15 protein-coding genes are annotated in these 23,510 nt (G+C 32.0%); all 15 read right to left on the reverse strand.

Translation table 11 applies throughout. From position 1 onward, the window contains the following. Positions 1 to 16: 16 nt before the first annotated feature. The 15 genes from ACXGQT_RS09945 to ACXGQT_RS10015 all read right to left on the reverse strand — a co-directional run bounded on the left by ACXGQT_RS09945 (position 17) and on the right by ACXGQT_RS10015 (position 23,436). On the reverse strand, positions 17 to 1,348 hold the full coding sequence (locus ACXGQT_RS09945; RefSeq protein WP_457828445.1) for a transglycosylase SLT domain-containing protein: 1,332 nt from the start codon (positions 1,346 to 1,348) through the stop codon (positions 17 to 19). Next, complete coding sequence (locus ACXGQT_RS09950; RefSeq protein WP_457828446.1) at positions 1,341 to 2,291, reverse strand: OmpA family protein; 951 nt, start codon at positions 2,289 to 2,291, stop codon at positions 1,341 to 1,343. The genes ACXGQT_RS09945 and ACXGQT_RS09950 overlap by 8 nt, the downstream gene beginning before the upstream one ends. Before the next feature lie 12 nt (positions 2,292 to 2,303). Further along, on the reverse strand, positions 2,304 to 3,068 hold the full coding sequence (locus tag ACXGQT_RS09955) for an exodeoxyribonuclease III (protein ID WP_457828447.1): 765 nt from the start codon (positions 3,066 to 3,068) through the stop codon (positions 2,304 to 2,306). Positions 3,069 to 3,077: 9 nt separating this feature from the next. Further along, entirely contained in the window at positions 3,078 to 5,372 is a 2,295-nt protein-coding gene (locus tag ACXGQT_RS09960; protein ID WP_457828448.1) for a penicillin-binding protein 1A, read from the reverse strand. A 10-nt stretch (positions 5,373 to 5,382) separates the two neighbouring features. Next, positions 5,383 to 5,865 carry a gliding motility lipoprotein GldH gene (locus ACXGQT_RS09965; protein WP_457828449.1) on the reverse strand — a complete coding sequence of 161 codons (483 nt, stop codon included), beginning with the start codon at positions 5,863 to 5,865 and terminating at the stop codon, positions 5,383 to 5,385. Continuing rightward, a complete protein-coding gene (locus ACXGQT_RS09970) occupies positions 5,858 to 7,387 on the reverse strand; it encodes a PSP1 domain-containing protein (protein WP_457828450.1) in 1,530 nt (509 codons plus the stop codon). Before ACXGQT_RS09970 ends, ACXGQT_RS09965 begins: the two co-directional genes overlap by 8 nt. Positions 7,388 to 7,542: 155 nt before the next feature. Continuing rightward, positions 7,543 to 8,574, reverse strand: coding sequence for an oxygen-dependent tRNA uridine(34) hydroxylase TrhO (trhO, locus tag ACXGQT_RS09975; RefSeq protein ID WP_457828451.1), 1,032 nt, complete (start codon positions 8,572 to 8,574; stop codon positions 7,543 to 7,545). A gap of 348 nt (positions 8,575 to 8,922) precedes the next feature. Beyond that, entirely contained in the window at positions 8,923 to 9,795 is an 873-nt protein-coding gene (locus ACXGQT_RS09980; RefSeq protein ID WP_457828452.1) for a hypothetical protein, read from the reverse strand. A gap of 143 nt (positions 9,796 to 9,938) precedes the next feature. After that, entirely contained in the window at positions 9,939 to 10,667 is a 729-nt protein-coding gene (locus ACXGQT_RS09985; RefSeq protein WP_457828453.1) for an energy transducer TonB, read from the reverse strand. A 51-nt stretch (positions 10,668 to 10,718) separates the two neighbouring features. Continuing rightward, entirely contained in the window at positions 10,719 to 11,012 is a 294-nt protein-coding gene (locus tag ACXGQT_RS09990) for a VanZ family protein (RefSeq protein ID WP_457828454.1), read from the reverse strand. A 58-nt stretch (positions 11,013 to 11,070) separates the two neighbouring features. Beyond that, entirely contained in the window at positions 11,071 to 11,451 is a 381-nt protein-coding gene (gene gcvH / locus ACXGQT_RS09995; RefSeq protein ID WP_457828455.1) for a glycine cleavage system protein GcvH, read from the reverse strand. Positions 11,452 to 11,462: 11 nt separating this feature from the next. Next, complete coding sequence (sov, locus tag ACXGQT_RS10000) at positions 11,463 to 18,512, reverse strand: T9SS outer membrane translocon Sov/SprA (protein ID WP_457828456.1); 7,050 nt, start codon at positions 18,510 to 18,512, stop codon at positions 11,463 to 11,465. A gap of 21 nt (positions 18,513 to 18,533) precedes the next feature. Further along, the gene (gene ruvA, locus ACXGQT_RS10005; protein ID WP_457828457.1) at positions 18,534 to 19,115 is read right to left on the reverse strand and encodes a Holliday junction branch migration protein RuvA; all 582 of its coding nucleotides are present in this window, start codon (positions 19,113 to 19,115) and stop codon (positions 18,534 to 18,536) included. 3 nt (positions 19,116 to 19,118) lie between these two features. Next, on the reverse strand, positions 19,119 to 21,383 hold the full coding sequence (locus tag ACXGQT_RS10010) for an NADP-dependent malic enzyme (protein ID WP_457828458.1): 2,265 nt from the start codon (positions 21,381 to 21,383) through the stop codon (positions 19,119 to 19,121). 262 nt (positions 21,384 to 21,645) lie between these two features. Next, positions 21,646 to 23,436 carry an alkaline phosphatase gene (locus ACXGQT_RS10015; RefSeq protein WP_457828459.1) on the reverse strand — a complete coding sequence of 597 codons (1,791 nt, stop codon included), beginning with the start codon at positions 23,434 to 23,436 and terminating at the stop codon, positions 21,646 to 21,648. Positions 23,437 to 23,510 lie beyond the last annotated feature (74 nt).

The following is a 23,510-nucleotide window of genomic DNA, read 5'->3' on the forward strand; positions in this document are numbered from 1 at the left end:
GTTCTTAAAAGAACTTTTACAATCGTTTAGGATATATGGTTAATCGTTGACCTATTTTTAAATTGGTAGACGATAAATTATTCCATTTTTTTATGTCTCGAACATAAACTCCATGTTTTTCTGCAATGAGCCCTAAATAATCTCCCGATTTTACTTTGTAACGAATACGTTGATTCATTTCAAAATATTTTGGCAACGGTTTTTCTCTTTCATTGGCCTGAGCTGTTGCATAATCATATATATCTTGTTCATGATCTACAAAAGATAAAGCATCTCTTAAGGGCAAAACCAATTTATAATTTCTTCCTTCAACATAAGGCACAATGTTTAACTTATATGATGGGTTTAAAAATTCCAACATTTCAATATCGGTACCTATTTTATCATGTATTTGCTGAAAAGTAAGCAACTGTTTCACTTGAATGCTATCTACATCAAAACGATGAATTCTAGGTTCTTCGGTTACAATATGATGTTCTTTTGCATATTCAAAAATATACATGGTTGCATAAAATGCAGGTAAATAATCTGCTGTTTCTTTTGGTAAATAAGGTCTAATATTCCAATAATTAGTTCTATTTCCTGATCTTCTAATAGCTTTAGATACGTTTCCTGGTCCAGAGTTATAGGCTGCCAAAGCCAAATCCCAATCATTAAAACTATGATACAGTCTCTCTAAGTATTCACAAGCTGCTTTTGTTGCTTTTACAGGGTCTTGTCTTTCATCTACATATGAACTTACCTTTAAATTGTACATTTTACCTGTTTGATACATAAACTGCCACAATCCTGTTGCTCCTACTCTAGATTTTGCTCTTGGTTTTAAGGCAGATTCTACAATAGCTAAATATTTAATTTCCAAGGGAATTTCATAATTTGCTAATTGAGCTTCAAACAACGGAAAATAATATTCGGCTCTAGCCATCATATCTGGATAATATCTCCTTCTGTATTTTAAATAACTTTTAATTACCCTTTCTAGCTCAATATTATATTCTAAATGAAAAGGAGTTTTAGAATTAATAACTGACAAACGTTTTTTTAAAGTATCGGTTGGCAAATCATCCCAAACAATAATTTGTTCATCTTCTATTGGCTGTAAGCTGTTAAAAACACTGTCTATTAATGACGATTTATAGATATTTTGAATCCATAAACTATCTATTTTAGCTAACTCCTTTTCTCCAATAGTATCGTTTACATATGGATTTGCAAACGTTATTTTATCAAACTTCTTATCTATTCTGGACAGGGAATCCTTTTGTGCTTGTACAACAAAAAAAGAAAAACCCATTAAAAACAACACAACCCCTAACCTCATCTGTCTACCTATCAACAATTTATTCATTTAATAATTTTGTAACCTCATCTAAATTTGGAGACAAAATTATTTCTATACGTCTATTTTTTGCCTTTCCTTCTGGTGTTTCATTAGAAGCAACTGGCATATATTCTCCATGACCTGCAGCTGTAATTTGTTTAGGAGACACATTATTGTCTTGTAAAATTCTTACAATAGCTGTTGCTCTTTTTGCAGACAAATCCCAGTTGTCTTGAATTACACCTCCACTTCTATATGGATCATCATCGGTGTGACCTTCTATCAATACATCAATAGTAGGGTTTTGAACCAATACTCTTGCCAACTCTACTACAGCAGATTTTCCGTTTGCTCCCACAGCCCATTGTCCAGAACCGAACAACAATTTGTTTTCCATGGAAACATATACTTTTCCATTTCTTTGCTCTACGGTTAATCCTTTTCCTTCAAATCCTTTTAAAGCATTACTAATAGCACTTTTTAATTGTTGCATTGCTGCTTCTTTACTAGCTATTAAAGCCTCTAAATCTTGAATACGTTTAGATCTTGCATCTAATGCAGATGTTAATTTTGCTAAATTGGCTTCTTTTTCAAACAAACTAGTTTCTTTTGCTCCTAATTCATTTAAAAGTTTTTGATTTTCTTGTGCTTTGGCACTAATTGTAGAAGAACTATTTGAAGCTAAAGCATCATAAGCTTCTTGTAGTTTTCCGTATTTTTTTAAAGTAGCATCAATTTCTTTATTTAATATTTTAGATTGATTGGTATAGTACAGCTTTAAATCTTGTAAATCTCTTATTTTTTTATTCTGCTCTATTTCATTTTTTATCAACTTGTCATTACGAGCAATTAAATCTGCATTGGTATCAGCTAACTCATCATACCTATCTGCCAATTCGGTAAATCTTTGTTTGGTTACACAACCTGTTAATAACGATGCTACAACGATTGAAAATATTACTTTTTTCATGTGATTTAATTTCTATTTTGATATTTCTAAAACAATTGGACAATGATCTGAATGCTTGGCTTCTGGTAAAATATAAGCTCTCTCTATTCTACCTAACATATTTTCTGTAACCATATGATAATCTATTCTCCAACCTTTATTATTATTTCTTGCATTAGCCCTGTAGCTCCACCAAGAATAATGGTGAGGTTCTTTATTAAGATGTCTAAAACTATCTACAAAACCAGTATTAATGAATTTGGTTAACCATTCACGTTCAACCGGTAAAAATCCTGATGTGTTTTTATTTTGTTTAGGATTATGAATATCTATTTCTTCATGACAAATATTATAATCTCCACAAATAATTAAATTTGGAACTTCTTTTCTAACCTCAGATATATAGTCAAGAAATTCATCCATATAATTTAGCTTAAAATCTAAACGAGCATCATTTGTTCCTGATGGCAAATACAAGCTCATTACAGAAAAAGTATCATAATCTACACGTAAATTTCTACCTTCAAAATCCATACTTTCTATACCCGTTCCATATTCAACATGGTTTGGTTCTTCTTTACACAAAACCGCCACACTGCTGTACCCTTTTTTTTGAGCAGAAAACCAATAATGATATTTATATCCTAAATTTTCAAAAGCCAATAAATCTAATTGTTCTTTATGTGCTTTGGTTTCTTGCAAACAAATAATATCTGGATTGGCTACTTGTAGCCAGTCTAAAAATCCTTTTTTAATGGCTGCTCTAATACCATTTACGTTGTAGGAAATAATCTTCATATACTTTCTTTAAAAATCTGGATTTGTTTCTATTAATGATGTTTCATCCACTTCATCTTCAGACGAACCACAATCAATTGCGATGCCAAAATTCTCAGGCATTTCAAAATCTTCTTGACTAACCGATAAAGTTTCATCGGCATAACATTTTTTCATAAATAATGCCCAAGTAGGTAAAGACATACTTGCTCCTTGTCCAAAAGTAATGCCTTTAAAATGTGTAGCTCTTTCCTCTGCACCTGTCCAAACTCCTACAGCTAAGTTTGGTACTACTCCCATAAACCAACCGTCTGATTGATTTTGTGTAGTTCCTGTTTTTCCTGCAATAGGATTGGTAAATAAATAAGGCCAACCTGTGGCAACACTTCTAGTGCTAGGACTTGCCCATTTACTACGTAACCTTACTCCAGACCCTTCTAAGGTTACTCCTTTTAGCAAATCTAACACTGCATAGGCAGCTTCTTCACTCATCACTTCTTCAGACTCTGGTACAAAACGTTGCAACACACTTCCGTTTTTATCTTCAATACGCATCACCATTGTTTGATGCACTCTAAATCCTTTGTTAGCAAACATGGCATAAGCTCCTACCATATCGTACAAACTAGCATCAATAGTTCCTAAAGCAATAGATGGGTATGCAGGAATATCTGAAGTAATTCCAGATTTTTTAGCTAATTGTACTACGGTTGATGGTCCTACTCTATCAATCATTCTTGCCGTAATTACATTGATAGATTTGGCCAAAGCTTGTTTTAAAGTCAACTCTCCACCGTACTCATCACCTGCATTTTTTGGAGTCCAATCTTCTGGCAAACCATATTTTTCTGCTGGAATTGTAAAAGGTGTATTAGGATATTTTTCACAAGGAGAAATTCTAAACTGATTGATGGCAGATGCATAAACAAAGGGTTTAAAAGTAGACCCAACCTGTCTTTTTCCTTGCTTTACATGATCGTATTTAAAATACTTATGGTTTATTCCACCTACCCAAGCTTTAATATGCCCTGTTTGAGGCTCTAAGGCTAACAAACCTGAATGTAGAAATGTTTTGTAATACTTTATAGAATCATAAGGAGACATTACAGTATCTTTACTCCCTTTTTTCCAATCAAAAACATTCATTTTTCTTTTTTCTTTAAAATTTTCAAGGATTTGTTTTTTGTTCAATCCTTTAGCTTTTAAAGTTTTATATCTGTCTGTGGTACGCACTGCATTCCACATAGTTTTAGCAATTTGTGTATTGTCTAAATCGTAAAAAGGAGCTGTTTTGTTCCTTGCTTGTTCTTTAAAAAAGATACGTTGCAGATTTGACATGTGTTCATCTACAGCCTGTTCTGCATAATTTTGCATTCGTGAATCTAAAGTCACATAAATTTTTAATCCATCTGAATATATATCATAATAACTTCCATCTGGTTTTGGGTGATTTTTTATCCAACTTTTTAAGTAGTCTCTTAAATATTCTCTAAAATAAGTAGCATGACCATCACTGTGTCCTTCTGGAGTATAGTCTATTTCTAATGGTAATGCGTTTAAAGAATCTTTTTCTACTTCTGTAATAAATCCGTTTCTTTCTAATTGACCAAAAACGGTAGCACGTCTTTTTGTTGCATTTTCAGGAAATCTTCTAGGATTGTACAAAGATGGATTTTTTGCCATTCCAACTAAAATAGCCGATTGCTCAATTGTTAATTCACTCGGCTCTTTATTAAAGTAAATTCTTGAAGCTGAGCGAATTCCAATAGCATTATACAAGAAATCGTACTTGTTTAAGTACATAGTTATGATTTCGTTTTTAGTATATTGCTTTTCTAATTTTACAGCAATTACCCATTCTTTTAATTTTTGGGCAATACGTTTTACAATATTTCTAGTTCCATAGTTTTCAGTAAACAGTTGTTTTGCCAATTGTTGTGTAATGGTACTTCCTCCTCCATCTTGTCCTAATTTTGCAATGGCTCTAGCCAAACTAAAAAAGTCTATCCCGGAGTGTTCAAAAAAACGTTCATCTTCTGTAGCTACCAAAGCATCTACCAAACTTTTTGGCAATTCATCAAAGCTAACAGGTGTTCGGTTTTCTCTAAAATATTTTCCTAAGGTTACACCATCTGATGATATAATTTCTGAGGCAAAATTTTTCTCTGGACTTTCTAATTCCTCAAAAGTTGGCAATTTTCCAAAAGCTCCCATACTTACCAATAAAAAAATGATAAATACGCTTAATATAGAAAATGAAAACAAAGCCCAAAATACCTTTAAATAAAAAGCGTTATTCGGTTTAGTTGTTTTTTTCTTATCCATGCTATAACTATTATTCTTGTATTTTTTCTATTCTAAGGCCAACATCTGTAACCCCTTTTAATTCTTGAAGTCCTTCTATCTCTCCTCTTTTTCTCATAGCTTGATAGAATTCAAACGTATAAGTTCCTTTTTTTGTAAACCTATATTTCTCCAAATAATAAAGTTTATTTTCTTTTACATCCGTCATTCCATCTCCTAAACTATTCCCAAAAGCATCTGCCATTTCATACTCTAAAGTATCTTGTAAAATGGCTCCGTTTGGCAAAATCATTTTACTTATCACATATAAATTTCTATACTGATACTGACTATCTGTACGAACGTTTAAAAACACATTTTGTTGTGATTTGGTGTCTTCTATATCAACTTCAAAAATTACAGGTTCTTCTAAATTCCACAAACCGTTTTTCATAGATTGGTAAGAATCGTATTCCTTATTGGCATCACAAGAAATACAACTAATAAAGAATATTAAATAAATAATTTTATTCACTCTTAGCAGGCCCATTATTTGGTTTGTTAGGTCTTTTTCTGTTATTTCTACGTCTAGGTTTATTCGTATTTGGAGCTCCTTCACCAGTTTTTGCTGCATTATTAGCAACCTGATTTGGATTTACTGCCTTTTTAGGAGTTCCTTCTCCTTGAGGTTTTTTCCTTTGAGGTTTTCTCTGTGGCCTAGGTTTGTTTGACTGATTTGTATCTGTAACTGCTTTACCCTCTACTCTTGTATTTGGATTTTCTCCTTTAGGTTTATTAGCATTGTTCTTTCTACGGTTATTTGGCTTTCTTGTAGGTTGTTTATTAGGTAATCCCCCCTCTGCAGTATTTTCTTTAGGATTATTTGTTCTTGGAGTTCCTCCTTTTGCAGCTGGTTTATTATTATTTCTAGAACGATTGTTTTTTCTACGTCTAGATTTTTGCTTAGGCTCATCAAAACGAGTTAAACTATCTTGACCAACCACATTTTCAAAATCGACTTTGGTTTCTTCAATGTTTTCAGCATCATACTCTTCAAGACCATCAACTGAATTCCCTTGTTTATTTTCCTCTAAAATTTCTTGAACCTGCTCTAAAGTAAGCTTAAACCATTTAGATTTGTCATCTTTATAAGTATACCATAAGGTTTCTTTAAAAATATCCATTTTTACAAAAACAGCCAATCCTTTTACTGTTTTTAACATCGTACTCTGAGATGGAAATCCTTTTAAAGCATCTAAATAAGTATCTAATTCATAATTTAAACAACACTTTAATTTTCCACATTGTCCGGCAAGTTTTTGAGGGTTTAAAGACAATTGTTGATATCTTGCTGCTGCTGTATTTACTTTTCTAAAATCTGTTAACCAAGTAGAACAGCATAGTTCCCTACCACAAGAACCTACTCCTCCTAAACGTGCTGCTTCTTGACGTAAACCAACTTGCCTCATTTCTACTCTAATAGAAAATGCCGAAGCCAATTCTCTAATCAACTGTCTAAAATCAACACGATCATCTGCTGTGTAGTAAAAAGTAGCTTTGTTTCCATCTCCTTGATACTCAACATCAGAAAGTTTCATTTTAAGACCTAACCTAATAATGATTTCTCTTCCTCTTTTTTGAGTTTCAATCTCTCTATTTCTAGCTGTTTCCCATGTTTCAATGTCCTTAACAGTAGCTTTTCTATATATTTTCTTTACCTCTTCGCTATCAATAGCCACTTTTTTCTTTTTCATTTGAATTTTAACCAATTCTCCTGTTAAAGAAACCGTACCTATATCGTGACCTGGATTTCCTTCTACAGCCACTACTTCACCAATTGTTAATTGAAAATTTTTCTCGTTTTTATAAAAATGTTTACGTCCGTTTTTAAAACGGATTTCAACAATATCAAATGGTTTTTGACCTGTGGGCAATTCCATGTTAGAAAGCCAGTCAAAAACTGTTAATTTATCACAACTTCCGGTACCACAACTCCCATTGCTTTTGCAGCCATTAGGTACACCACCGTCTTTAGTTGAGCAACTAGTACAGCTCATATTATTTATATATTATTCACACTAAGTGTAAGATTAGTAATTTAACTAAAAACCAACAATATTGTTGGTTTTTATCAATTTTTAAAGATAGAATTATTCTAACAGAAAGTAAAACTAATCTTATACTATCGTCTTTTTTATTGTTTTAAAAAGTCTTATTTTTTAAACTTTAAAACTTCTGATCGACCTTTTTTAAATATTTTATTACTGTTAGATTTTCCTTTTCTTAGTTCTTTTTGCTCTTCGTACGGTAAAGCATTAATTTCTTTACATTCATCAGAACAACACTCTTCCATTTTTTTATTACAAGAGTCGCACTGAATAAACAACAAATGACAAGCCTCATTAGCACAGTTTACATGAGTATCACAAGGCTCTCCACACTGATGACAATTAGAAACTACATCTTCTGATATTCTTTCTGATTTTCTGTGATCAAACACAAAGTTTTTTCCTTTAAACTTGTTTTCTAATCCTTTTTCATTTACCTGACGAGTGTATTCTATAATTCCACCTTCTAGTTGAAATACATTTTTAAAACCTTTGTGTTTGTAATAAGCACTTGCTTTTTCACAACGAATACCTCCTGTACAATACATTAACAAGTTCTTATCTTCTTTATGATCTTTTAAATCTGCTTCTATAATATCTAAGGAATCTCTAAATGTGTCTACATCTGGAGTAATAGCTCCATCAAAATGACCTATTTCACTTTCGTAATGGTTACGCATATCTACACAAATGGTATTAGGATCTTCTAATAATTTATTAAATCCTTCGGCATCTAGGTGAACTCCTTTATTGGTAACATCAAACAAATCATCATTTAAACCATCGGCTACAATTTTATCTCTTACCTTCACTTTTAATTTTAAGAAAGATTTATTGTCTTGTTCAATGGCTACATTTAATCTTATATCTTTTAAAAAGGAAATACTATCAAGATGGGCTTTAAATTCGTGAAACCTATCTGCAGGCACAGATAATTGAGCATTTATTCCTTCTTTGGCTACATATATTCTTCCTAGCACCTCCAATTTATCCCAGGTGATAAACAAATGATCTCTAAAAACTTGTGGATTTCCAATATGATGATATTGGTAAAATGAAATAGTTAAACGGTCTTTTCCCGCTTCATCAATTAATTGCGCACGTTCTTCTGCGCTTAACTTATTATACAGTTGCATGCTATATGAATTTAGTTAAACATAAAATTAGCTGCAAAGATAGGGAAAGTATTTAAACCTTTAAGAATGCATTATTATTAACTAAAAAAAGAATTCCCTTTAGAAGATAAACTGCTAAAGGGAATTCTTGAAAAACTAAACTATAAAAAACTATGTTAAATTAATTACAAAGCCCATGCCAAAGCATGACTTAAAAAAAGAATTCCCCTTAGAAATTTTCTAAGGGGAATTCTTAAACTAAAACTATGAAAAACTATATTCTAAACTAGTTATTGTTTTACAAATGGTATGCCAAAAACAAAACATTCTACCTAAATAAATAAAGTTTTTTAATTTATTTATTATTAACTAAAAGGCAATTTTATAGTTAGCCTCTACAGCTCCTTTTTTTACCACCACAACATATAGTCCTTTAGATAAATTTTGATTTACTACTTCTCTCCCTAAGACATTATAAACACTTATGATTTCGCCTATGTTTGATCTTATTTTTCCATTATTTACAGACAATAACAACCCTTCTAAAACCTGTGTTGAAGTTGATAATGTTGTAAAAGTAAAAGCAGTGGTGTCAAATGGAAGAAGTGTCTCTCCATCTGAGTTATGGTAAGTCCAGTTATCTGCATGATCTACATTAATCAAAGATTTGTATTCATTAACCGTTTTATTAACCCTTGTTCCAGTATATTTACAAGCATCAACACTTGCAAACCTGTCCATCACAAAATAATCAGTACCTGGTGTTAATCCTGTTGTACTAAAATTTTCGGGTCTACCATCATCGTGAACTTCAATTCCAGTTAACCAAACCGTTACCTCATTATTAGCAGGATTACCCAAAGTAGCAAAAAGTTCTTCTCCAGTTGCAGCAAAACTAAAACCAGTACTTCTACTAATAACACCTACTGAAACTCCAAAAGACGGATTTGACTCACTATCAACATCTGTAAACACAACAACAGTTCCTGCATTTATTACTGAAGCCCCTGTACTCCACGTAACAACTCCTTCGGCCTCATCATTCATTCCCGTACCTGCTGCATTTGGCTCACTATCCGTAAAATAAATTGTGCTATTAGAAGGTATATCTGTTAAAGCTACTATTGCAAAATCATCATCTCCATCTGAATTATAACCTACAAAGGCGATATCTCCTTGTGAAATTTGAGCAAACAAAGAACCTGTTAGCAATGTCATTAATCCTAAAGTAATTTTTTTCATATCTATATATTTTTTTATTTAAATCAAAAAAACAAAAGACATGTAACCTACTAGTTTACTTTATGTTAAAATATTATTATTTACGCAAAAAAAAGCGTAACAATTATGTTACGCTTTTTTTTAATATCTATGTTAAACTTTAACTATTCTACTCTAAAAACTAAAGGTAAAGAGAATAATAAGTTTACTTTTCTACCATTTTGACTTGCAGGTACCATTTGCGGCAATCCTTTTAAAGTTCTTTCGAACTCTTTTTGCAACTCTGGGTTTTGTGCTCTTACTCTAATTTCAGAAACATTTCCATTAATGTCAATTTTAAACATAGCTGCCATTCTCTGAACTCCACTTAGTCCTAATTCTTCTGCCAAACCAATGTCAAAGTTTCTACTAATATACTTGTTTACTTTTTCACTAAAACAAGCTTTTTTATCTTTTGCTTTTTCACACCCTGGGAAAATTGCAGGATTTTGAATTGCAGCAAAAGGGACATCTTCATATGTTACTTCTTCACCTTCATCACTATATTCTACAGCCTCAATATCAATAACATCTTCAACCTCTACATCAGTAGTTTGGATAACGACTTCTTCAATCTCAACATCATCTTCAACTTTTTCAAATTGTTCTGGTGTTGGTGGTGGCGGTGGTGGCGGTGGTGGTGGCGGTGCTGATGGTGGTTTAATTTGTGTCATCACCATGGTCTCCACCTCATCAGATTGTAAGGTTACTGATTGTAGTTCCTCTACAACTCTGTCATAGGTCTTGCTCTCAATAGCCACATAGACTATATATAAAGCCAAAACCAATCCTAGCAAGGTAAAAACTTTGCTAAAATTTTCAAGATTAGATTTTGGATTCTTTTTAACTTCCATTGTTTATTCAGTTGAATTGAATTTTAGTTTGCTAAAATAACGAAATTAGAATTAGACTTGCAAATATATACGACTAAGGATTTTTAAAAATATATATCCTAAAATTACACCTATAGAATTTGCCATAACATCAAGCAAATCACCTGTTCTATGACTCGTTATGCTCATTTGTAATATCTCAATAATTATACCATATCCTATAATTATTAACAACAAACTTAAAAAACTTAAGTTTATTTTGCCTAATTTACAGGATAACATCCAAAAGAACGAAATTACTGCATAAGCCAATACATGTTCAAATTTATCGGTATATGAAACTGAAAAGTTTGGAACATTTTCCATATTTATCAAACTTAACACTAAAACCAATAAACTAGAACATATAGCAAAAAACAAGCTGTTACGCTCCAATAATTTCTTTATACGCTGTAGCATCTAATAAAGATTGAACATCTTTAATATTATTTGGTTTTACTTTAATCATCCATCCTTTTCCATAAGGATCAGAATTTACCAATTCTGGCTCGTCTTCTAAGTCTTCATTAAACTCAATTACCTCTCCTGTAATGGGCATAAACAAATCTGAAACTGTTTTAACAGCTTCTATAGAACCAAACACTTCATTTTCTTCTATTGTTTCATCTAATGTATCTACATCAACATATACAATGTCTCCTAATTCACTTTGAGCAAAATCTGTAACCCCAATTACAATTACATCTCCCTCAATTTTTACCCATTCGTGATCTTTTGTGTACTTTAATTCTTCTGGAAAGTTCATTTCTTTATTTTTTAATTTCCTAGGTTATATACTATACTTAATCCTGCATTAATTGATTGTCTAGGATACAATGTTGATATTGCATAACTAGATACGTTTTGATCATAATACAAGCTCGCCGTAAAACTACGACTTAAATTGTAATCCGCCGCAACTTTAATTCCTAATAAATTTTGCCCTCCTACTGGCTGACTTGCAGATGCATCAATACTTCTTACTGTGGTAACATCGGTTCTGTAAGAAACATCTGCTTTAATATTAACATCGCCTTTTAGGGTTTTTCTTTGTTTTAAAAATCTTGTTTTAACAGCAACATCTTTAATTCTGTAACCTATTCCAAAAACATATTCATTTCCTAAAACTTCGGATAAAGTGGTGTTGTTTAAGTTTAAAGACAAGGTTCTATTTGTGTTAACAGTTCCTCTAAAAGACAATGAGTTTTTTAATTTCACATCTAATTTTATCAAAGGTGAAAAGGCATCGACCAAAGTAACACCAGAATAAATATAATTAGACTGAAATGGGTTGGTTGTATCGGAATTTAAATTACTTGAAAAATTATTAATGGTATAGGATGAATTATATCCGTGTGTTATGGTAAAGTTGCTAAAGTTATCTTTAATAAAACCTACTTTCATGAATCCTCTATAAGTTAACTGCCAATTTGGAATTGGTACACTTTTAAAAATAGTTTTACTACTACTCTGTACATCATTACCACTGTATGCTGATATAAAAGAATGAATTAATACTTCTTGACTGTTTAGTGCCTGATCTAAAGTTCCTGTTCCTGCATTTACATCTGCCTGATAGGTTGGATGAATTTGACCAACCACTTTTGCTCTATTATTAACAAAGTTCCCAAACAACTCATCTGCATTTGAGTTTACAGCTGTTTTTATTAAAGAATACGATATGTTAAAATTACCATATTTATTTACTTGAGAAGCTTCAATGTTATTTTTACCAGTTATATAATCTACCTGTTGTTGAGAACTGCTTGAATAGGTTCTATTTCCTGTAAGCTGAATATTTAAATCATTTATAGGCTTAATAGTAACATCGTAATTTGTACTTGTTACTAAGTTTTCTGCATAATTTTTATTGTAAATCACATCTGTTGTAGCTCCAGACCTACCTAATAACCAATTGTTAGTCACAGCGTTTTGAAGTATATTAGTTTGCTGTCCAAAAACATAAGCCAAGCTAGGTGCATAACCACCATTGTATTTGTTTCTACCCAAAAATCCTATTTCCGGAACATATCCGTTTAAAGAACTACCTGTATTTCTATTATAACTAAATTTTGCTGTTTTGATAGCGCTTAATAAATCGTAAATAAAACCACCTACAGATACTCCATTAGACTTTTTTCCTCTACCTACGGATGGCATTTTTGCTTTCTTTTTAGAAGATGAAAACAGTTTTTCTAACCCAATTTCTGAATATAGTTTAGAAAAATTTAAATTACTAGTAAAGTTATGTGTTTGACTGTTCTGAATAGTATTCCCCACTTTTTCTACAAATGAGGGTGAAGCAGCTTGCCAATTAAAGTTTCCTGAATAAGAATAATCTGCCGTAACAAAACTCATCAACGGAAGTTTATCAATAGGAATTTTATAACTAGCAGATAAACTCTGTGCATAGTTACTTGGTCTACCAATATTAAAGAAATCAGAATACAAATCCATGTTTTCAATTACATCGTCTGAGGTTCCATCACGTTCATAAGTATCGTATATATAATTATTACTCGCCTCAAAAGCTACATTAATAGCACTGGTTAATTGGTAACCAATATTATAGTTCCAATCAAATAAAAAGTTACGCTGTTTTAAAGTTGGAATTGGAATACTACCAGGAACATTAGTGGTATTTAACAAATCTCTAGTTTTGTACTCACTATAATTTCTTTTAATTGCACTGTTTACTCCAATAGAAGATGGTAATAAATTAAAATTAAAGTCTTTGATTAGTTTTAAATTTTTGTTTTCAAACAAATCTGTATTTTTAAACGGAGTTACTTCAATTTGCTTAAACTTAAACGCATAATTAGCAGATGCATTTACACTTTGTTTGATGTCTTTTTCAATGGTATAACTTTCGTTAACAGCATCACTATAACTATAGGAAACACTAAAATTTTCTATATCGTATACCTGAGGTTTTCGCAAACTACCATCGGCCCTATCTTTTTTAACATTGATTAAACTAATGCTTCGTCTTTTACTCTTAACATCAATACTATTACTATTTGGATTAACATCTCTAGTATCTTTAGACAATACATCTTCGTATTTAGGATCAAATTTCGGGGTTCTTATTTCCTCTGAAACAGTATAGTTTACAGGAATTTTAACATTCCAATCGTTAGGTAGTAACTGACCAACATTTACGCTTGTGTTAACGCTATAATTTTTAATTTCTTCTTGGCTTCTTTCGTTTACACTCTGATCTATACTACCAAATCCTATAGACTGATATCCTCCATTTAAAGCTATTTTAGCAAAATCTGCAATATTTGCATCGGCAGAAACTTTGGTTGCCCATCCTCCTTGATTATCAAAACCTGACATTCTTAGTTCATTGAACCAAACCTCAGCAGATTTTTGAGTAACATCTTTATTTTTAACCCCCATAAAAATGGTTCGTACGTTAGATAAATTTGGATTTCCTTTTACCCTTAACACCACAACAGAATTGTTTACCGTGGCAGGGTATACATTTAAAGAACTTGCCCCAACATCATCTCTCTCTAACTTTAGACTGGTTAAATCTGTTAAAGAAACATCTAAGTTATTCGCCTCTGGCCAAACAGCATAAGCTCCCAAAGCATTACTTGTTCCAAAATTTGGAACATCTGTCATTTTTAAAGGAATTTCTATTTGGTAATAGTTGTCATTGGTATCACTTCCTAAACGAATTACAGCTATTAAATCATCATCATTTACGGTGTTAGCAGCCAATTCTTCGGCATGAATAAACATTTTTAAACGCTTAAACATACGCATATCTACATTTACATTTTTATAAACTCCAATAGTATTGTCTTGCTCAAGTTGATCTACTGTTACACTTAAAGATTGTTCGTTTTGTTGTAATACATTAGATGTACCTTGTAAGTTTTCTCTGGTAATGGTAGGCGGTAAAATATAGTTGATAGGAACTCTATTTTCATTCTCCTCAATATTTACCGTTCCGGTTTCTACTAAATTTTCGGTATCGGTTAAATCTCTTGGGGTTAAATTGTCATTTTCATCAATAATCTGATCGTAAATTCTCCAATCTCCCCTAACCAATTGCAATTCTGCAAAACGTAGGGCAACAGGAATTTCAAAATCGGTTAAGAACATACGCATAAAACGTATTGATTGAAAACTATTAATCCCTCCAATAGACCTACCATTAGCAATAGGCACTCTAAACAAATACCATTTAAATTGTCTATCTGTCCCGTTTTCTAAAGTTACCGTTGTGGTTCTCTCATCAAAAATATAAGGGTTTGTGGTTTTACTTAAATTATTTTGAGACAAATCTATTTTATACTGCCAGTAAGCATTTAAAGTGTTCATGGTTTGATCTCTATCTGCATCTTCTACATCGGGATTATTGGTAGCCGATGTAGGATAAGATTCTTGAGACAACGTTGCGGTTGGCGAGTTTCCTTGGGTGTTATTGTAGTTCTTATATCTTTTTAAAATAGAAGCATTTTGACTATCTAAATCACTTCCTCTAAAGAAATGGTAGTTATCTGATGAAGGATCTTCTAAACTCGCTAAATCTGGAAATCTATTTCTTTCCTCAGCATCACTCATTCCATCTAAACCAACATCTTGATTTCTTCTGGTTTCATCACCTGTATCAAATGCATATAACAATGATTTTTCTGTAGGAACATTGGCCAAATTTGTTTGATCTATTCCCGATGAAGTACTCCCATCTTCTGGCAATCCGTTTTCAAAAACTTTTCTATTATCCTTTAAAATATCTTCGGATATACTTCCTAAATTAATGTATAATGTTCCGTTTTGATTGGTTGGGTTTGGGTTGGTTACAATACCTTCAGCATTTGTTATGCTATAGTTTTGATATGGATCTTGCACCCAAAACTCTATATACTGAACATTAGATCTTTGGAAATCTGTAGTAGTTAATCCCCTAGTAATACCAGCCCAACGTTGCTCAGGATTGTTGAGTTCTTCTGGTCTTGATGAATTAGAAACAGCCTCATAATTATAAGGACCACGTTCATTAGGATAATAAGTAAGGTCAAATGTTTGGAGATTGGTTCTTTGTGTAATGTCTAAATTTCTTTCAGGAAACAACTCAAGACTTTGCACAGGTCTTACTTCTGCTCTGGAGATTTCATTAGGATCTATATTACTCGGTTTTAATGAGGTGTTGCTATAAAATAATTGATCAATGGTATACCAAGCTAATTTTGCTCGTTGTTTTCCATAATCTACACTATTATCATTGGCTTCTCCAAAATCCAATCCGTCAAAACTAACTGGTGCACTTGCCAACGACCAACTTTGTGCCGTTCCTATATTAATAGGTATTTGAGCTCCTTCAAAATCATCTACATAAGTAGTCGCTTCTCCTCCAATATCTATACTGCTTGGAGTATTAGGTCTTAAATAAGCTATATCTCCTCTTACAGAAATATTAGAAGGGGCATCTGTATCAACATTTGGTAAATAATTAACCAAATCTGTAAGCAATGGAGCCTCTGTACTGTAATTAAAATTTAACCCATACATAGAGTTATTAATAGGATCTTGCCCAAACTGTACCTTATTACTTATAGGTCTTTCACTAATGTTTAAATAAGTGGCTCCAAGCACAAAATCATCACTAAACTTATGCTCTACATCAAATCCAACAAATGTTTTTCTTTGCTGATTAAAAAAAGTATTGTTTTCTAAAGATACATTAACCGCTTGACCCGAAGCTTCTATTGATGGATTGATGATTTTTACCCTACCTGCAAAATAATCAACGGTATAATCTATTCCTTCTACCAACACAATTCCTCCTGCTGTTACGGTAACCGACCCTCTTGGCACATTAAAAGCTCCTAAAGAAATTCCATCTGAAGCACTAGATTTATATTGTCCTTTAATTAAAAACTTATCTTTATTTTGATTGTCATTTTCTGCCACAGAAGCTGTTGTGGTATACAGTTCGTTAAACACATATTTATCTATATCTTCTTGATCTGTTAAAATTGCTTCTAAATCTCTACCAAAAGGCTCAATGGTTGGAAAAATAATACTTCCGTTTTTAGAATCTACTGTTAAGTTTTCTACATAATCAAAAAAACCATCTCCTTTATAATTATTACCACTCTGTCTTGTTAAATTGTTATTGGCATCTAACCTATCTAAATTGGTAATATTTAAGATAGTTCTATTTTTTATTTCTTCTTTTGCTCTTAATAAGTTATTTGTAGCTTGACCAGTGGCATCATCTCTGTATAATAAATCTAAACGGAAACCATCTCTTTGCATATCATATGCTCCTAAAGAATAAATATTCTTCATCATTAAATTCCATACAATAGCTTGGGTATCTATCAATTGTGGTCTAATTAATTTTACCACAATATTTTTATCACTTTCAATTCCATCGGTAGATAATTCTCCTACTCTATACGCTTGTCCGTTATAAGTATATTCATAGGCAATAGCCATAACATCCCCATCGTTTAAACGAGAATTTAATGATACATACCCCAACTGTGGATGGTATGTAAATTCGTTAGCAGTTAATTTTCTAGCATTTTCTACAATGGCATATTCTGCACCTTGGTTAAACCCCGACAACTCTCCAGGAACATTTTGCACATCTCTTAACTGATTGTTTTGTGTACCCACGTATTGGTTTAAACTATTTTCCTCATTTCTAGGAATTAATTGTGCTGTAGGAGATTGTGTTACTTGAGTAGTATTGGTTATGTTAGATTGAGATGAATTGTATTTATCTGTTCCAGACTCTCCCAAATCTACCAAACCAACAATATTTCTAACATCTTGTGTATTGGTATTTCTGTTGGTTACCCAAACCTCAACCTTTGTAATTTGCACGGCTGAATTAATTAAGGGTAATTCAGACAAGGCATCATTATATCTATTTCTAAAGTATTGTGCTATAAAAAAGTGTCTGTTATTATCGTACTGGGTAGTCCTTAGCTCAAACTGAGACAAGGCAGAACCACCTTCTGCCATTACATTTTTAGTTTGAGATTGTTGTTGAGAAAAAACTCCTGTAATTGATGTTGCCCCAAACTGCAACTTTGTTTTTACTCCAAACAGACTTTGTGAACCACTAATTAAGTTGTTCTTTACATCCATGTTTACATTTCCCACCTCTATACTTCTGATGACATCATCTTCGGTAGGTTCGTAAGCTAATTTTACTTGATTTTGAAATGAAAAAGTAGACTGTGTATCGTAATTAATATCAGCCGTTAACCTTTCTCCAACTTTAGCTGTTAAACTAGCTCTAATTTGTTGATCAAACTCTGGAGTATAACTTTTTCTATTTTCTTCTGACAACAAAGGATTTTCAACATTTTGATATAACAAACCAAAACGAAGTGTAATAGAACCTCTAGGAATTAATTTAATTTCTGAACCTCCAAAAACAGATTGAAAAAAGCTATTATTTACGTAAAATGTAGGCAGTAAATCTTTTTGATTTTCTTGAGAATCATCTCTAAGACCATCAACAGCTCTAGCTTTGGATTTAAAATAATCTTGAATATCTTTTTTTAACCTATAGTCTTGATATTCTTTTTCTGTTAAGTATTTTGGAGTGGTAAAACTAGTATTTCCTATTTTTTCTCTAACAATATATCTCCCAATCTTAGGATCGTATTCTACTTGTTTTTCTGTGGGATTGTTTAGGTATAACACCCCTTCAGAATGATTATTAAAAGAATAAGCTCTTTTTTTATTTTCTGTATTAATGGTGTCATTTTCCTTTTCTTGTCCGTAACTATTGTATGTTACCACAAGACCTAATAATAAAAATATTATTCGGGAAAAGCTTTTCAATGTTTTGTTTTAGTTTAGTTTTTATAGTTTTTTCAAAGCTAGTTTTATCAATTTCTCCACATCTAAATCTGGCGATTCTTTTAAAATAGCTGTGACTGTTTTTTCTGCTTGACGTTTGACAAAACCTAATACTTCTAAAGCAGATAACGCTTCTTCTTTAATACTATTGTTTGCAGAAACAACAATATTTTCCATATCGTAAGTTTTGACTATTTTGTCTTTTAATTCAATAATCACTTTTTGTGCAGTTTTGGCCCCAATTCCTTTAACTGACTGTATTACGGCTACATTTTCTGTAGCCAATGCTTTTTGTATTTCTTCGGTTGTTAATGATGACAACATAGTCCTTGCAATGCTTGGACCAATACCAGAAACAGATATTAACAATTTAAAAATTTCTCGCTCTAATATAGAAATAAATCCATACAATGTATGCGCATCTTCCCTAACAATTAACTGTGTATAGAGCATTACAGACTCCATGTCTGGTATTTGAGAAAATGTATTTAATGATATATTTAAAAAATAACCAACGCCATTGCATTCTACAATGGCGTAAGTTGGATTTTTTTCTACAAGTTTACCTTTTAAATGGGTAATCATTTATTATTGATTTTGTGCATCAATTACCGCAACGGCAGTAATATTAACAATTTCTTCTACACTTGCTCCTAACTGAACTACATGTGCAGGCTTATTAAGTCCCATTAACACTGGTCCAATTGATGTAGCATCCGTTAATTCCTTAATCATTTTATAAGAAATATTAGCTGCATCTAAACTAGGAAAAATAAATGTATTTGTTTCCTTTCCCATTAAATCAGAAAAAGAAAATTGTTTTTCTAACAAATCATGGTTTAAAGCAAAATCAGCCTGAATAGGACCATCTACCGTTAAATCTGGTCTTTTATCTTTTAAAATCTCTACTGCTTTTTGCACTTTAGCAACCCCTGTACTTTCTACTCCTCCAAAATTTGTATAAGACAACATGGCTATATGAGGTTCAATGGCAAATATTTGTGCCATACCACTTGCCAATTCTGCAATATTTGCCAAAACTTCAGAGCTAGGATCTATATTTACAGTTGTATCAGTAAAAATTAACGGTCCTTTTTCAGTAATCATAATATTGGCAGCTGCAATTCTAGAAGCTTCAGGTCTTTTCCCGATAGTTTCAAAAATTGGCTTTACTGTAGATGGATAATTTCTAGAATAACCTGATACCATTGCATCAGCATCACCTACATTTACCATCATAGCTGCAAAATAATTACGAGTAACCATATGTTTTTGAGCATCTAACAAACGTATTCCTTTTCGCTGACGTTTTGCCCAATACTTTTCTGCATATAACTCTACTTTATCACTGTACTCCTCGCTTTTAGGATCAATGATTTCAACCTCAGTATCAAAACCAATCTCTTCTTTTAAAGCCTTAATCAACTCAACATTTCCTAATAAAATAGGTCTTGCTATTCCTTCATCAGAAACAATTTGAGCCGCTTTTAACACGTTCATATGTTCTGCTTCTGGGAACACAACTCGCTTAGGATCTTTTTGAGATCTAGAAACCAACATACGTTCAAATTTACTTCCAGAACCTGAACGCTCCATTAATTCATGCACATAAGCATCCCAATCTTTAATAGGTTTTTTTGCCACTCCACTATCCATTGCTGCTTTGGCAATAGCAGGAGGTAACTCATAGATTAATCTAGGATCAAAAGGTTTAGGAATGATATATTCTCTACCATATTGTAAATTCTTTTCTCCGTAAACTATATTTACTTGTTCTGGTACATTTTTCTTAGCTAAGTCTGCCAAAGCATGCACTGCTGCCATTTTCATTTCTTCGTTAATAGCAGTAGCTCTAACATCTAAAGCTCCTCTAAAAATAAATGGAAAACCTAGTACATTGTTCACCTGGTTAGGAAAATCTGAACGACCTGTTCCCATAATTACATCTTCACGAGTTGCCAATGCTAAATCGTAATCAATTTCTGGAGTAGGGTTTGCCATGGCTAAAACAATTGGGTCTGCTGCCATTGTTTTTAACATTTCTGGAGTTAAAGCACCTGCTACAGACAACCCAATAAACACATCTGCTCCATTTACTACTTCTTCTAAAGTTGTAAATTCTGTATCTACAGCAAATTCTTGTTTTTGCTCATTTAAATCATCTCGTTTGGTACTAATAACACCTTTACTATCGCACATTAAGATGTTTTGTTCAGAAACTCCTAAGGCTTTATATAATTTTGTACAAGAAATAGCTGCAGCTCCCGCTCCATTTACTACTACTTTTATTTTTGTAATGTCTTTTCCAGTAATTTCAACTGCATTTTTTAAGGCAGCTGCAGAAATAATAGCAGTTCCATGTTGGTCATCGTGCATTACAGGAATATCCAACTCTTCTTTTAATCTTCTTTCAATTTCAAATGCTTCTGGAGCTTTGATGTCTTCTAAATTAATTCCTCCAAAAGTTGGAGCAATAGCTTTTACTGTTTCAATAAATTTATCAACATCTTCGGTATCAACTTCAATATCAAAAACATCTATATCAGCAAAAATTTTAAACAACAATCCTTTTCCTTCCATTACAGGTTTCCCTGCCAAAGCCCCAATATTTCCCAAACCTAAAACTGCTGTTCCGTTTGAAATTACAGCCACTAAATTTCCTTTTGATGTATACTTATAAGCATCTTCTGGATTTTTTTCAATAGCCAAACACGGAGTAGCTACTCCTGGAGAGTAAGCCAAAGCTAAATCTCTTTGTGTTGCATATTTTTTAGTAGGGACTACCTTTATTTTACCAGGTTGTGGTTTTTCATGATAATCTAAAGCTTCTTGTTCTTTTTTTGTATAACTCATATTCAATAATTATATGGACAAATATACTATTTGTTTTATGAAGCCTCCTAAATTAGGACATTTTTGACTTTAATATAAATTAATTAGGACTCCCGATGAATTTTATACAAAAATCACATCAATTTTGACATATTACTATAAATTTTACAACAAAATAAATTGATTTTAACGCTAAGTAAGTCATCTATTAAAACCCCATTCCGTTTAAACCTTAGCACCAATGTATATTACACAGTATTAAAGACCATATATTTCATGTATCTTATTTTTTTTCAATTTGTAATACTTCTAATATTTTATGAAAAATTTCATTGTTTTCATAAACTCCTCTAAATTTATCTGATTGTGGACCATAAGAAAAAACAGGAACCATTGTAGCAGTATGATCGTGTGTAATAAAACCTCCTTCTATTTGATGTTCTTCTACGTTTCCGCTAGAAACGCTAAACCCCGAGGTTTCATGATCAGCAGTAATTATGACTAAAGTTTCTCCATCTGTATCAGCAAATTTAATCGCTTCGGTAATTGCTCTATCAAAATCAATCCCTTCGTTTATAATTCCTTCTGTATCATTAAAATGTCCAAAAGTATCTATTTGAGCTCCTTCTATCATTATAAAAAAAGGCTGTTCTTTTTTATTTAAAAATGCTAAGGCATCTTTTGTTGTTTCTGCCAATAGATTACCTCTTCCTTCTACTATAGAAGGAACTCCTTTTTTTGAAAAAAAGACTCCAACCCTAGAGTTTTTACTGGTGTTTTGTAACTGACTTGTTTTTGTTATTACTTTAAAAACTTTATCTATTTCTAAGTCTTTAAACTTATTGTAACCTCCTCCTGCAAAAAAATCTAATTTACTTGTTAACAAATCTTTGGCAATCTCTTGTTCTAAACCCCTATCTTTTTGATGAGCATAAAATGTAGAAGGAGTTGCTCCTGTAATTTCATCTGTAGTAATACAGCCTGTTGCAAAATTATACGCGTGTAAAACTTCTGTAATATTAGGGATTTTACTTCCATTTGTATCTACCCCAATGGCTCTGTTATATGATTTTTTACCAGTAGCAAAAGCAGTTCCTCCTGCTGCTGAATCTGTAGTAAAATCATCTGTAGATTGGGTTTTAATAAATCCAATATTTTTTATTTGTGTAAGGGTTAATTCTTTATTATTTGCCAGTGTAGCCGATGAAATTTGTGACAATCCATTTCCATCACCTATCATTAGAATAATATTTTTAACCTTTTTTAGTTGCTTTATTTCATGATCAAAGGTAGGGTGATAAACTTCTGATTTTATAATTGATTTTGCAGTTCTATGCTCTAACGTGTTAATATATTCGGTACATTTTTGAGGCTGATCTGTATTGATGATATCTACCCCTAAACCTACAAAGGTTTTCCAAGCTGTTTTAGAATCTGGTGTTGCCCAAAAACGAATTGGTTTGTTAAATGTTTTTAACCTTTTAATCACTGCCATTACTTTATCAAAATCATCATGTGTCAATCTCCCTTTTCCATTCCACACTGAATAATCTTTAAAACTAGTACTAACCATGGCTACTTTAGCTAAGTTTTTTAATGATAATGATGTGTTGATTTCTTGATAATCAAAATTTATATACGATGGGTATTTAAAGTATGTTTCTGGCTTAGGCCTATTTCCTGAAATAACAATTTTGATATTAGAGTGATTGATTATTTTAGGATACTTTTTTAATATATTTTCAATTTTTTTTATGGTTTTTACCGCATCAGATTTAACATCAATTACCAACTGTAAATTTTTAAATTCTATTTTTTTTTCTAAAACCTCCATAATAGGTTTTAGATACAAAGTTTCTAAAGTTTTATCTTTTTGAATTTCATTTTCTGAATGGGTTACATATAATCTTCCTTTTTTTAAAAACACATCTGCTTCTATGGAATTAACACCTACAGAAAAAGCATTCCAAAACGGAACTTTTTGACTATAATTATTGTGTGAATGTATTTGTGATGATTGCGCATATACAGCAGTCACACTGCAAATAAACACACACACAATTAATTTGTGCAAGCTATAAAACATATTAAAATAATTTGTAAAGATGCCACCATGAGAAATAGATGGCATCTGCTTTTAAACAAAAA

This window comes from Wenyingzhuangia sp. IMCC45467, from assembly GCF_054111205.1.